The organism is Citrobacter sp. MGH105 (assembly GCF_001037485.2).
GTDB lineage: Bacteria > Pseudomonadota > Gammaproteobacteria > Enterobacterales > Enterobacteriaceae > Citrobacter > Citrobacter portucalensis.
Map to the genome: position 1 here is coordinate 1,471,700 of NZ_CP073048.1, position 13,720 is coordinate 1,485,419.

Here is a 13,720-nt window from a genome sequence, read left to right on the forward strand (position 1 = left end):
TCCGATTATTCTGGGCGTGGCTTCAATGGGAAGCGTCTGCGCACCAGCACAAAGAACAGGGGAACGAAGTAAATCGCCAGGATAGTGGCTGAAATCATCCCGCCCATTACGCCAGTCCCCACCGCATGTTGACCGCCGGAGCCAGCGCCACTGCTGATGGTCATCGGCAGCACCCCGAAGATAAACGCCAGTGACGTCATCAGAATTGGGCGTAAACGTTGGCGACAAGCATGGAGCGTGGCGTCGAGCAGATCGTGTCCTTTCTCGTTCATCTCATTGGCGAATTCAACAATCAATATTGCGTTCTTCGCCGATAGCCCGATAACGGTAAGTAACCCGACCTGGAAATACACATCGTTTTCCAGGCCGCGCATCCAGGTCGCCAGTAGCGCACCAATGACCCCCAACGGCACGACCAACATGACGGAGAAGGGTACCGACCAGCTTTCGTACAGTGCCGCCAGACACAGGAACACGACCAGCAGAGAAATGGCGTACAGGGCAGGGGCCTGAGAGCCAGATAGCCGTTCCTGATAAGACATCGCAGTCCATTCGAGGCCAAACCCTGTCGGTAACTGGCGCACCAGCGATTCCATTATGTCCATTGCCGTACCGGTACTGACGCCAGGCGCGGCTTCGCCGACAATCTCGACCGCGGAGTAGCCGTTATAGCGCTCCAGACGTGGTGAACCGGTTTCCCAGCGTGAAGTCGCAAAGGCCGAGAAAGGCACCATGCCACCGTTGTTATTGCGGACGTACCACAAGTTAATGTCGTCCGGGAGCATGCGATATTTTGCTGCCGCCTGCACGTAAACCTTCTTCACGCGACCCCGGTCCATAAAGTCATTGACGTAGCTGGAACCCCAGGCCGTTTGCAATGTGTCGTTGATGTCGTCGATGGAAACGCCCAGCGCCTGGGCTTTGCGCTGATCGATATCAATTTGCAACTGTGGGCTGTCGTCCAGACCGTTATGACGAACGCGGGTCAGGGACGTGTCTTTCCCTGCCAGCTCAATGAGTTTGTCGCGCGCGGCCATTAACGCATCATGGCCCGCACCGGCGTGATCCTGCAGCTCCATATCGAAACCGGCAGAGCTTCCGAGGCCGCTGATAGCCGGAGGGCTGCTGGCGAAGACGCGGGCTTCTTTAATCTTATTAAAGGCTTTGGTCGCACGTTCGATGATGGCGAAAGAGGTCCCGGTAGTGGTGTCGCGCTCATCCCAGTCTTTTAAGCGGACAAACATACGTGCCACGTTTTGACCGTTCCCGCCAGGGCCAGAACCGACCGTGGAAAAGACTGACATAATGTTGTCTTTCTCATGGGTGAAGTAATACTTCTCCACTTCCTCAACCACTTTCAATGTTTGCTGCTGTGTGGAGCCGCTGGGCAACTGTACCGAGGTGGTAAACATGCCGCGGTCTTCCAGTGGCAGGAAGGAGGTTGGCAGGCGCAGGAACAGGAAAACCATTCCGCCGAGCAGCAGGCCGTAGATCAGTATCCAGCGCAGGCTGCGGTGCAGAATTCTGGCGACGCCTTTTTCGTAGCGCTCGGCGTTGCGATTAAACATCCGGTTAAACCAGCCGAAGAAACCGGTTTGTCCGTGATGCTCGCCCTTATGCAGCGGTTTGAGCAGGGTGGCGCACAGAGCGGGGGTCAGGATCATCGCCACCAGAACAGACAGCACCATCGCGGAAACAATAGTAATCGAGAACTGGCGGTAAATAGCCCCGGTAGTGCCGCCGAAGAAGGCCATCGGGATAAACACCGCTGACAGCACCATGGCGATACCGACCAGCGCACCCTGGATTTGTCCCATCGATTTCCGTGTCGCTTCCCGCGGTGAGAGTCCTTCCTCACTCATAATACGCTCGACGTTTTCCACAACCACAATGGCGTCATCGACCAGCAGACCGATCGCCAGCACCATCGCAAACATCGTCAAGGTGTTAACGCTATAGCCAAAGGCGTAAAGCACGGAGAAGGTACCCATCAGGACGACGGGAACGGCGATGGTGGGAATCAGCGTGGCGCGGAAGTTTTGCAGGAACAGGTACATCACGAGGAATACCAGTGCAATAGCTTCCAGCAGGGTTTTTACCACGTCGATGATTGAGGCTTTAACAAAGGAGGTGGTTTCATACGCCACCTTATATTCCAGCCCGTGCGGAAAATATTGTGACAGCTCGTTCAGACGGTTAATGACCAGCGTTGCTGTCGCCATTTCATTGGCGCCTGAAGCCAGCTTCACGCCCAGGCCAGAGGCAGGATTTCCATTAAAGCGGCTGAGATAATCATACTTTTCAGCCCCCATTTCGACCGTTGCCACATCGCCCAGTTTAACTTCTGAACCATCCTGGTTGACGCGTAGCGTAATGGCGCGGAATTCATCCGGAGTCTGCAGTAGCGACTGGGCGTTGATCGTCGCGTTCAGCGCCTGCTTGTCCACCGAAGGCGTACCGCCAAGTTGTCCGACGGCAATCTGCGCATTCTGTGACTCGATAGCATCGGTCACATCTTTAGCGGTCATCTGGAAACTGTTCAGTTTGGCCGGGTCAAGCCAGATACGCATGGAGTACTGTGAGCCGTAAGCGTCAATATCCCCCACGCCGTTAATACGGCTGAGCGGATCCTGAATGTTACTGGCGACGTAGTCGGCGATGTCCTGCTTATCCATTGAGCCATCGGTGGAGACAAAGGCGATAGTCAGAATATTGGTGTCCCCGGTCTTACGCACCGTAACTCCCTGATCCTGTACCGCCTGCGGCAGTTTACGCATTGCCGATTGCAGCTGGTTTTGCACCTGCTGGACTGCCTCGTCAGGATCGGTTCCGGCAACAAAGCTCAACGTAACCGTAGCCTGACCTGTCCCGCTGCTCTGCGATGACATGTACATCAGGTTATCGAGACCGGTCATGTTCTGCTCGATAACCTGGGTGACGGTGTTTTCCAGAGTCTGAGCCGAGGCGCCAGGATAGTTGGCGGTGACCCGCACGTTTGGCGGTGCCAGATCGGGATATTGTTCAACGGGCAGTGAAAAAATAGCCAGGGCTCCTGTCAGGCACAACAGGATAGCTAACACCCAGGCAAAAATGGGGCGATCGATGAAAAAATTCGCCATTAAAAGAGGACCTCGTGTTTCTGCGTATCGTTATGGGTATGGCTTGCTTCACTTTAGCGGCAAGGTACGGGTCAAACGTGGAGAAAAAAAGAAGATAATGTAAATTATCATGCCCGTTTACAGCATACCTTTCGTGCCAACGCCGTCAGGCCTGGATCCAGACCCGACGGCGCTTTGCGGTTCTTTACGTTAGCTCACTGTCTGATTCAGCCGAACGAAAACTGATGCTCACCAACGTTCCCCCTCCAGAAGGTTGAGAGAAGGTCAACGTGCCGCTTAGTCTTTCCGCCCGCTCACGCATAATATTTAGTCCATAGTGCCCTGTAGGCTCATGCGGCTCGCCAATGCCGATGCCGTTATCGCGGATATAAACCGTGTGGTTGCCGTCCGGAGCCGTTACGCAACTGACAGCAATTTCGCTCGCACTGGCATGCTTAATGGCGTTCAGCACCGCTTCGCGGATGATCTGCAACAGATGCACCTGCATTTGCGCATCCAGCGCAAGCGTAGGCAACCGACAATCGAGTGTGAGTTTAGCTGAGGTCTGATTTTGCAGTGTTTCCAGCATTTCATGCAGGGCGGAGGGTAAATCGGCCTGCTGTAAGGTCAGACGGAAGGTGGTCAGCAGCTCGCGCAATTGACGATAGGCATCATTCAGCGCCTGAGAGAAATCCGCCATAATGCTTTGCGCCGGAGCGTTATCCTCTGGAATCGAGCGCTTCAGCAGCGTGAGCTGAATGCGTAAATAAGAGAGCACCTGCGCCAGCGAGTCGTGCAGCTCGCGTGCAATGGTCGCGCGCTCTTCCATTAACAACAGCTGCTGAAAATGTTTTTGCGCCTGGTTGAAGTACAACCCGCGTCCCAGCATCGAGGAGACGCTGTTGAGCAGCGGAGTAGAAGCGTTGACGTTTGGACTTTGCCAGTGCAGTTCGCCGTAGACGGTTTCCTGCATGGTGACTGGCAGGATTTGCATTGGCAGCTCGAGGCTTTTAGTCCCTTCGCTAATCCGCCAGTTATCACCGACGGTGAGCTCAAGGAAATACGCGGCGTCATGTTCGCGGACGATCTGTAAAATATGGCGGAAGCAGTGCACGTCAATCTGGCTGGTATTTAACGCTTGGGAGCACTGATACAACACCTCCAGACGGCGATTGGCTTCGTGGAGATCGTGGGTTTTCTCTGCGACCGAGGCTTCTAGCGAGCGGTACAGCTTGTGTAATTCACTCGACATCTGGCTAAACGTTTTGCCCAGCAATCCCAGTTCATTGGGCAAACCGGTATCCAGCGGTGGGATATCAAACTGACCGTGTTCAATTTGCTGACTGGCCATCACCAGTTTATTCAGTGGACGCACCACCTGCTGGCGAATGCGCCGCAGGGTAAAGAAGACGAGGGTGAATATGCCTATCCCGCCCGCCAGCGAGATGCCAAATACCAGCATCACTTTGCGTTCGGCATAATGCTGCAACGCCAGCACGAAGAGATCGATCTGATCGACGTAGTTGTTGATGTTGGCCTGGTACCATTTTAAATCGCCGTCGATCAGGCGGGCGTTCATTTCCAGCCAGTTAGCATGCAGACGTCCATAGCGGCTTTTTACCGCTTGTGGCACATACCACGCGTTCAGATTCTGTAGTGCTGGCGAGTTTAGCGCCTGCTGGAAAAGCTGGCGGTGGGCGTTAAGCTGCGGGCTCTGGCTTTGTAGATCGTAACCCAGACGGTAGCTTTGCATGCGCAATGAGCCAGCAACGTTGATGGCTTCGGCATCTCGCAAGCTGCTGGTCAGCGTGAGCAGCGCAATACCCGTTGAGAGAATTGACAGCAGCACTATGTAGAAAAAAGCTTTAGCCAGACTGGCCGAAACCGGACGCTTTACCGTCACTTGTGCATCCTCACACAATACACGTCGCGCCTGAAAACAGCGTGAACGATGCGGTGTATTTGATAAATGTTAATAAAACGCCATGAAACTGGATGGTAACTGAAACACAATTTCATATGCGATGAAATAAATTGATCTGCCACAGGTTCTGGATAAATAGTTGTGCTTCCTGGGCAAATGAACATTGCCGCTTCCTTCCGTGTCGGTTAATAACACTCTTATAAAGAATAAGGTTTTTGCAACCAAAAAAGAAGGAAGCCATGAATCGTTTTATTATGGTCAATAGCCAGCAGTGCCTGGGATGCCATGCCTGTGAGGTCGCCTGCGTCATGGCTCACAATGGCGAACAGCATGTCCTGAACCAACGGCATTTTCAGCCCCGAATTACCGTCATTAAGCATCAGCAGCAGCGCAGCGCGGTGACCTGCCACCACTGCGAAGATGCACCCTGCGCCAGAAGCTGCCCAAACGGGGCAATTAGCCATGATAACGACAGCGTTCAGGTGAACCCGCAAAAGTGTATTGGCTGTAAATCGTGCGTTGTAGCCTGTCCTTTCGGCACGATGCAGATCGTACTCACTCCCGTCGCCAAAGGGAAGGTGAAAGCTACCGCGCACAAATGCGATCTGTGCCAGGGGCGTGAACAGGGACCCGCCTGCGTAGAAAACTGTCCGGCGCAGGCGTTACAGCTGGTGACGGAAAATTCGCTTACCGGTCTGTCAAAAGCGCGCAGGCTGCGTACCGCAAGTCTGGAAAGCCAGCCATGGCATGCCAGCACTACCGATTTTGTTCCACATGTCATCACTAAACGTGAGCAAATGCAGGCGACGCCTGCGCGCGGGGAGCCGGATAAACTGGCGATTGAGGCCCGGAAAACCAGCTTTGAAGAGATCTATCTGCCGTTTCGTACGGCGCAGGCGGAGCGCGAGGCCTCTCGCTGCCTCAAATGCGGCGACCACAGTATTTGCGAATGGACCTGTCCACTGCATAACCACATTCCGCAGTGGATTGAACTGGTCAAAGCCGGGAATATCGACGCGGCGGTTGAGCTTTCTCACCAGACCAACTGCCTGCCGGAGGTGACCGGACGTGTATGCCCGCAGGATCGACTCTGCGAAGGGGCATGCACGGTGCGTAGCGAGCATGGCGCAGTCACCATCGGTAATATTGAGCGTTACATCTCCGATCGGGCGCTGAGTAAAGGATGGCGACCGGACTTAAGCCATGTGCAGAAAGTGGACAAACGTGTTGCCATCATCGGTGCGGGTCCGGCGGGTCTGGCCTGTGCGGATGTGCTGGCGCGCAGCGGTATCAGCGCCACCGTCTACGATCGCCATCCCGAAATTGGCGGTTTGCTGACGTTCGGTATTCCGGCCTTCAAGCTGGACAAATCGCTGCTGGCGCGCCGCCGTGAAATCTTCAGCGCCATGGGTATTCATTTTGAACTTAACTGTGAAGTGGGTAAGGATGTCGCGCTTGAAAAGCTGCTGGAGGATTACGATGCCGTGTTCGTGGGCGTAGGAACCTATCGTTCCATGAAGGCGGACCTGCCAAATGAAGACGCGCCAGGCGTGTATGATGCGCTGCCGTTCCTGATTGCCAACACCAAGCAGGTGATGGGGCTGGAGGAACTGCCTGAAGAACCGTTTATCGACACCGCCGGACTAAACGTGGTTGTGCTGGGCGGAGGCGATACGGCAATGGACTGTGTGCGAACCGCCCTGCGTCATGGCGCAAGCCAGGTGACCTGCGCCTATCGTCGTGATGAAGCCAACATGCCCGGCTCGAAAAAAGAGGTGAAGAACGCCCGGGAAGAGGGGGCAAATTTCGAGTTTAACGTTCAGCCGGTTGAGCTGGTGTTGCATGCCGATGGGCGAGTCAGCGGTGTGCGTTTCTTACGTACCCAACTTGGCGAACCTGATGCGCAGGGCCGTCGTCGCCCGGTTCCCATTGCCGGGAGTGAGTTTGTCATGCCCGCAGATGCGGTGATTATGGCGTTTGGTTTTCACCCACACGGCATGCCGTGGCTGGAGTCGCATGGCGTTAAGGTCGATAACTGGGGGCGCATTGCCGCCGATGTTGAAAGTGCATACCGTTATCAAACCAGTAACCCGAAAATCTTTGCCGGTGGCGATGCGGTACGCGGTGCAGACCTGGTGGTGACGGCCATGGCGGAAGGGCGGCACGCCGCCCAGGGGATCGTCGACTGGCTGGGCGTAAAATCAGTCAAATCTCATTAATCGGCGAGTAGGCCGGATAAAACGCGTTAGCGTTGCCATCCGGCAATGTGCCGCATGCATGCCTGATGGCGCTTTGCTTATCAGGCCTACATTGTTCCAAGACAAACCCGGTTTCACGGCGTAGTATTATTTCTCACTTCTTGCTGTGGAGCCGGTATGTCGCAAAAAATTACCCTCATCAAAGATAAAGTCCTCTCCGATAACTACTTCGTCCTGCGCAATATCACTTATGACCTGACCCGTAAGAATGGAGAGGTGATCCGTCACAAACGTGAGGTTTACGATCGTGGTAACGGCGCCACAATCCTGCTGTATAACCCGGAGAAGAAAACGGTGGTGCTCATCCGCCAGTTTCGCGTTGCGACATGGGTCAACGGTAACGAAGACGGTCAACTGATTGAAACCTGCGCCGGGCTGCTGGATAACGACGAACCGGAAGCATGTATTCGAAAAGAGGCGATTGAAGAGACCGGCTTTGAAGTGGGTGAAGTACGTAAACTGTTTGAGCTATACATGTCGCCGGGCGGTGTGACGGAAATAATCCACTTCTTCATCGCGCAATACCGTGACAGTCAGCGGACAAACGCGGGGGGCGGCGTGGAAGATGAAGATATTGAAGTTCTGGAACTGCCGTTCACACAGGCGCTGGAAATGATCAAAACGGGTGAGATCCGTGACGGTAAAACGGTGCTATTGCTGAACTATTTGCAGTCATCGCATCTCATGGACTAATGCGCGGGATTTATATTTCTTTACAAATTTACGGCCAATCCGACGATTCTTATTGAGCCACATCAGTCGCGCAAGGAAGATACCGCTTAGGCTGTGTGTTTTGACTTCGGGGTTGTACCGTCCATGCGCTATCGCGTTATTCTCCTTTTCCTGCTCGGGTTGCTACCCGCCCGATTGCTGTGGGCTGCGCCCGCGCAACAGGCGTTTTCTGACTGGCAGGTAACGTGTAATAACCAAAATTTTTGCGTGGCGCGTAATACCGGTGAGCACCACGGCCTGGTCATGACCTTGAGCCGCAGCGCTGGGGCACATACTGACGCCGTGTTGCGTATTGAGCTGGGCGGGCTGGAATCGTCCAGCGTCAAAGAGAGTGATATTGCGCCGCGTCTGCTGTTGGATGGTGCGCCACTCTCGCTGAGCGGCGAGCACTGGCGCATAACTCCCTGGCAGCTGACGACCGATGATCCCGCCACCATCAGCGCATTTTTACAAACCGTACAGGACGCGAAGGCGATTACCCTGCAAAAAGGTGCGCAAAACCTTTCGCTGGCCGGGCTAAAAGCCGCGTTGTTGTTTATCGACGCCCAGCAAAAACGGGTGGGGAGCGAAACTGCATGGATTGAAAAAGGTGACGAGCCTCCGCTCAGCGTACCTCCGGCCCCCGCGCTGAAAGGTGTAGCGGTCATTAATCCAACGCCAACGCCTCTCACGCAGCAGGAGCGCAGTGAACTGCTGGACTATGGTAACTGGCGGATCAACGGTATTCGCTGCTCTATCGATCCGCTGCGTCGCGAGATGCGCGTCACGGCCCTAACGGATGATAAAGCGCTGCTGATGATTGGTTGTGAGGCCGGGGCGTATAACACCATCGATCTGGCGTGGCTGGTTTCACGTACGACTCCGTTGACTTCACGCGCGGTACGGTTAAGCCTGCCGTTTAAAACGGATGCAGAAAGTCGCGATATGGAGCTGACCAACGCTACGTTTGACGAGAAGTCGCGGGAGCTGGTCACCCTCGCTAAAGGACGAGGGTTGGCAGATTGCGGTATCCAGACCCGCTGGCGCTACGACGGTCAAAGTTTTCGCCTGGTGCGCTATGCCCAGGAGCCAAGCTGCGATAACTGGCATGGGCCAGATGCCTGGCCCACACTGTGGATCACGCGTTAAGCACCTTGTGCGCTTTGTCGACGATGTTATCTACCGTAAAGCCGAAGAACGGGAACAATTTGTCCGCTGGAGCCGACTCTCCATAACCCGTCATCCCAACAATTGCCCCTTTCAGCCCGACATATTTGTACCAGTAGTCAGCAATTCCTGCTTCTACCGCCACGCGAGCGCTGACGTTTGCTGGCAGGACCGATTCCCGGTACGCCTCATCCTGGGCGTCGAAGATATCGGTTGAGGGCAGAGAAACCACTCGCACGTTACGACCTTCTCCGGTCAGTTTTTCCGCTGCCAGCAGCGTGATTTCCATTTCTGAACCGGTAGCAATCAAAATAACATCCGGCTTACCGCCGCCATCCTTCAGCACATAGCCGCCGCGGGCAATTTGCTGCACCTGCTCAGGCGTGCGCTCAACCTGTGCCAGATTCTGCCGCGAGAGGATCAGCGCCGTTGGCCCGTCATGACGTTCGACTGCCAGCTTCCAGCCTACCGCCGCCTCAACCTGATCGCACGGTCGCCAGGTACTGAAATTAGGCGTCAGGCGCAGGCTAGCGAGCTGTTCAACGGCCTGGTGCGTAGGACCATCTTCCCCCAGGCCAATCGAGTCGTGGGTATAAACCATGATTTGTCGGGCTTTCATCAGTGCCGCCATACGCGCGGCATTTCGGGCATATTCGACAAACATCAGGAACGTAGCGGTGTACGGAACGAAGCCCCCGTGATGGGCGATACCGTTGGCAATCGCGGTCATGCCAAATTCCCGCACGCCGTAGTGGATGTAGTTTCCTGCATGATCCTCTTTAAGAGAGGAAGAGCCTTTCCAGATGGTCAGGTTGCTGGGGGCCAAATCCGCCGATCCGCCAAGCAGCTCAGGCAGTATAGGCCCGTAAACGTTGAGGGTATTTTGCGAGGCCTTGCGGGTGGCGATTTTGGCCGGATTGGCCTGCAGCTCGGTAATATATTTCTGGGTTGTTTCTTCCCACTTTTCCGGCAGCCCACCGCTCATCCGGCGAGTAAACTCTGCCGCCAGTTCCGGGTAGGCTTGTTGGTAAGCTGCGAATTTCTCCTTCCAGCCCTGTTGCGCTTTTTCGCCTTTCTCGCGTGCGTCCCACGCCCGGTAAATCTCTTTGGGGATCTCAAAAGCAGGATGATGCCACCCCAGCTTCTGCCGGGTCAGTGCCACCTCTTCTTCGCCCAGCGCAGCGCCGTGCGCTTCCTCTTTCCCTGCTTTATTTGGTGATCCAAAACCGATCACCGTGCGGCAGATAATCAGCGATGGTTTATCGGTAACAGCCTGCGCTTCCTGAATGGCTTTTTTCACCGCCTCTGGGTCATGGCCGTCAATGTCGTGCACCACATGCCAGTGATAAGCCTCAAAGCGTTTTGCAGTATCGTCGGTAAACCAGCCGTCGGTTTCACCGTCAATTGAGATGCCGTTATGATCGTAGAAGCCGATGAGTTTGCCAAGCCCCAGCGTGCCCGCCAGCGAACAAGCCTCGTGTGAAATACCCTCCATCAGACAGCCGTCGCCCATAAAGACCCAGGTAAAGTGGTTAACAATCTCATGGTCCGGCTGGTTAAACTGCGCTGCCAGCGTACGCTCGGCAATGGCCATACCGACGGCGTTGGCTAAACCCTGACCCAGCGGTCCTGTCGTGGTTTCCACGCCCGGCGTGTAGCCAATTTCCGGGTGCCCTGGCGTCTTCGAATGGAGCTGACGGAAGTTCTTTAATTCTTCGATCGGCAGGTCGTAACCGGAAAGATGCAACAGGCTGTAAAGCAGCATTGAGGCGTGGCCGTTGGACAGAATAAACCGGTCACGATCGTACCAGGTGGGATCGGTCGGGTTATGGCGTAGAAAATCGTTCCACAGAACTTCGGCGATATCGGCCATCCCCATTGGTGCTCCAGGGTGGCCGGAGTTAGCTTTTTGGACGGCATCCATACTTAGCGCACGAATGGCATTGGCAAGCTCTTTACGGGTCATAGGAAATACTCCTTGAAAAGTAAAGTGTTAGATGCGTGTTGTGATTCACACTTTTGGGAAAATTGCGGGCGTTGTCAGCAAAAAGCATAGCAGACAGGCATGGTATTGCTGGATTAAGCAGGTAACATGGTTGTTATAAATTGATAACAAATTCTTTCTTTGAATGGTGAGAGTTTGGGGACCTTCAAAGTTTGTACCGTTGACTGAGGTGATAATGTGCGGCTCAGTAGAATGGTTACCCGCGCCACTTTTTTGATAGATACGTGAAAGGAACAACAAGATGGATGACCAGTTAAAACAAAGCGCCCTCGATTTCCACGAATTTCCGGTACCCGGTAAAATCCAGGTTTCTCCGACCAAGCCTCTGGCAACGCAGCGCGACCTGGCGCTGGCCTACTCGCCGGGCGTGGCTGCACCGTGTCTTGAAATTGAAAAGGATCCGCTGGCAGCCTACAAATATACCGCGCGCGGCAACCTGGTTGCGGTTATTTCCAACGGCACAGCGGTGCTGGGTCTCGGCAACATTGGCGCGTTGGCCGGCAAACCGGTGATGGAAGGTAAAGGCGTTCTGTTTAAGAAATTCGCCGGGATCGACGTGTTCGACATTGAAGTCGATGAACTCGATCCGGATAAGTTTATCAATGTGGTTGCGGCCCTGGAGCCCACGTTTGGCGGTATCAACCTCGAAGATATTAAAGCGCCGGAGTGCTTCTACATTGAGCAAAAACTGCGCGAGCGCATGAATATTCCGGTCTTCCACGATGATCAGCACGGTACGGCAATCATTAGTACAGCCGCTATTCTGAACGGTCTGCGGGTGGTTGAGAAAAATATCTCTGACGTGCGCATGGTGGTGTCTGGTGCAGGTGCGGCGGCGATTGCCTGTATGAACCTGCTGGTAGCGCTGGGTATGCAGAAACACAATATTGTGGTCTGTGACTCCAAAGGTGTGATTTACAAAGACCGCGAACCGAACATGGCGGAAACCAAAGCGGCTTACGCGGTGGTGGATGACGGTAAGCGTACGCTGGATGATGTCATTGACGGCGCAGATATTTTCCTCGGCTGCTCGGGCCCGAAAGTGCTGACGCAGGAAATGGTTAAGAAGATGGCGCGTGCGCCAATGATTCTGGCACTCGCCAACCCGGAGCCGGAAATCCTGCCGCCGCTGGCAAAAGAGGTGCGTTCCGACGCCATCATCTGTACCGGTCGTTCAGACTACCCGAACCAGGTTAACAACGTCCTGTGCTTCCCGTTCATCTTCCGCGGTGCGCTGGACGTTGGTGCGACGGCCATCAACGAAGAGATGAAACTGGCGGCGGTGCACGCGATTGCTGAGCTGGCGCATGCTGAGCAGAGTGAAGTGGTGGCCTCTGCTTATGGCGATCAGGACCTGAGCTTCGGCCCGGAATACATCATTCCGAAACCGTTCGACCCGCGTCTGATCGTCAAAATCGCCCCCGCGGTGGCGAAAGCGGCGATGGACTCCGGCGTGGCAACGCGTCCGATTGCCGACTTTGACGCTTACATCGATAAGCTGACTGAATTCGTCTACAAAACCAACCTGTTCATGAAGCCGATTTTCTCCCTGGCACGCAAAGCGCCGAAGCGCGTGGTGCTGACCGAAGGGGAAGAAGCGCGCGTACTGCACGCTACCCAGGAGCTGATCACGTTAGGGCTGGCAAAACCGATCCTGATAGGTCGTCCAAGCGTTATTGAAATGCGTATCCAGAAACTGGGTCTGCAGATCAAAGCGGGCGTCGATTTTGAAATCGTCAACAATGAGTCCGATCCGCGCTTTAAAGAGTACTGGAGCGAGTACTACCAGATTATGAAGCGTCGTGGGATTACCCAGGAGCAGGCGCAGCGTGCGGTGATTGCCAACACTACGGTGATTGGCGCAATCATGGTACAGCGCGGCGAAGCGGATGCGATGATCTGCGGTACGATTGGCGACTATCATGAGCACTTCAGTGTGGTAAAAGAGGTATTTGGCCATCGCGACGGCGTGCATACTGCCGGGGCGATGAACGCCTTGCTGCTGCCAAGCGGTAACACCTTTATCGCCGATACCTACGTCAACGACGATCCTACGCCTGAGCAACTGGCGGAAATCGCCGTGATGGCGGCAGAGACCGTGCGTCGCTTTGGTATCGAACCGAAGGTGGCGTTGCTGTCGCACTCCAACTTTGGTTCCTCTAACTGTCCGTCGGCCAGCAAAATGCGCGACGCGCTGGAGCTGATTAAGGCGCGCGCGCCAGAGTTGATGATTGACGGCGAAATGCACGGCGACGCCGCGCTGGTGGAAAGCATCCGTAATGACCGCATGCCGGACAGTCCGTTGAAAGGCTCAGCGAATATTCTGGTGATGCCAAATATGGAAGCGGCCCGTATTAGTTACAACTTACTACGCGTTTCCAGTTCTGAAGGCGTTACGGTTGGCCCAGTGCTGATGGGGGTTGCGAAACCGGTTCACGTATTAACGCCGATCGCCTCTGTTCGTCGTATCGTTAATATGGTGGCGCTGGCGGTTGTAGAAGCCCAAACGCAGCCGCTGTAATTTCACTTTAATTTATTTCCGGCGCGGGTTTCTCCC

7 protein-coding genes are annotated in these 13,720 nt (G+C 54.8%); 4 read left to right on the forward strand and 3 right to left on the reverse strand.

Annotated features, from left to right (window positions below; translation table 11 throughout):
- Positions 1–5: 5 nt before the first annotated feature.
- On the reverse strand, positions 6–3,119 hold the full coding sequence (acrD, locus tag SK35_RS06855; protein WP_048215800.1) for a multidrug efflux RND transporter permease AcrD: 3,114 nt from the start codon (positions 3,117–3,119) through the stop codon (positions 6–8).
- 184 nt (positions 3,120–3,303) lie between these two features.
- The gene (narQ, locus tag SK35_RS06860) at positions 3,304–5,001 is read right to left on the reverse strand and encodes a nitrate/nitrite two-component system sensor histidine kinase NarQ (RefSeq protein ID WP_048215801.1); all 1,698 of its coding nucleotides are present in this window, start codon (positions 4,999–5,001) and stop codon (positions 3,304–3,306) included.
- 260 nt (positions 5,002–5,261) lie between these two features.
- Here narQ and aegA point away from each other — a divergent pair, with 260 nt between their 5' ends.
- The 3 genes from aegA to SK35_RS06875 all read left to right on the forward strand — a co-directional run bounded on the left by aegA (position 5,262) and on the right by SK35_RS06875 (position 9,140).
- Positions 5,262–7,241 carry a formate-dependent uric acid utilization protein AegA gene (gene aegA, locus SK35_RS06865; RefSeq protein WP_048215802.1) on the forward strand — a complete coding sequence of 660 codons (1,980 nt, stop codon included), beginning with the start codon at positions 5,262–5,264 and terminating at the stop codon, positions 7,239–7,241.
- Positions 7,242–7,397: 156 nt separating this feature from the next.
- Entirely contained in the window at positions 7,398–7,973 is a 576-nt protein-coding gene (gene nudK / locus SK35_RS06870; protein WP_008785426.1) for a GDP-mannose pyrophosphatase NudK, read from the forward strand.
- 123 nt (positions 7,974–8,096) lie between these two features.
- The gene (locus SK35_RS06875; protein ID WP_048216399.1) at positions 8,097–9,140 is read left to right on the forward strand and encodes a DUF1176 domain-containing protein; all 1,044 of its coding nucleotides are present in this window, start codon (positions 8,097–8,099) and stop codon (positions 9,138–9,140) included.
- Here SK35_RS06875 and tkt read toward each other — a convergent pair.
- Positions 9,130–11,124, reverse strand: coding sequence for a transketolase (gene tkt, locus SK35_RS06880; RefSeq protein WP_048215803.1), 1,995 nt, complete (start codon positions 11,122–11,124; stop codon positions 9,130–9,132). The genes SK35_RS06875 and tkt overlap by 11 nt on opposite strands.
- Before the next feature lie 280 nt (positions 11,125–11,404).
- On the opposite strand from tkt, the gene maeB reads away from it, so the two are divergent.
- Complete coding sequence (gene maeB / locus SK35_RS06885) at positions 11,405–13,684, forward strand: NADP-dependent oxaloacetate-decarboxylating malate dehydrogenase (RefSeq protein WP_003835063.1); 2,280 nt, start codon at positions 11,405–11,407, stop codon at positions 13,682–13,684.
- Positions 13,685–13,720 lie beyond the last annotated feature (36 nt).

Coding starts and splice junctions, on each gene's coding strand:
- nudK (WP_008785426.1), top strand. CDS start 7,398: ATGTCGCAAAAAATTACCCTCATCAAAGATAAAGTCCTCTCCGATAAC.
- acrD (WP_048215800.1), bottom strand. CDS start 3,119: ATGGCGAATTTTTTCATCGATCGCCCCATTTTTGCCTGGGTGTTAGCT.
- tkt (WP_048215803.1), bottom strand. CDS start 11,124: ATGACCCGTAAAGAGCTTGCCAATGCCATTCGTGCGCTAAGTATGGAT.
- aegA (WP_048215802.1), top strand. CDS start 5,262: ATGAATCGTTTTATTATGGTCAATAGCCAGCAGTGCCTGGGATGCCAT.
- maeB (WP_003835063.1), top strand. CDS start 11,405: ATGGATGACCAGTTAAAACAAAGCGCCCTCGATTTCCACGAATTTCCG.
- SK35_RS06875 (WP_048216399.1), top strand. CDS start 8,097: ATGCGCTATCGCGTTATTCTCCTTTTCCTGCTCGGGTTGCTACCCGCC.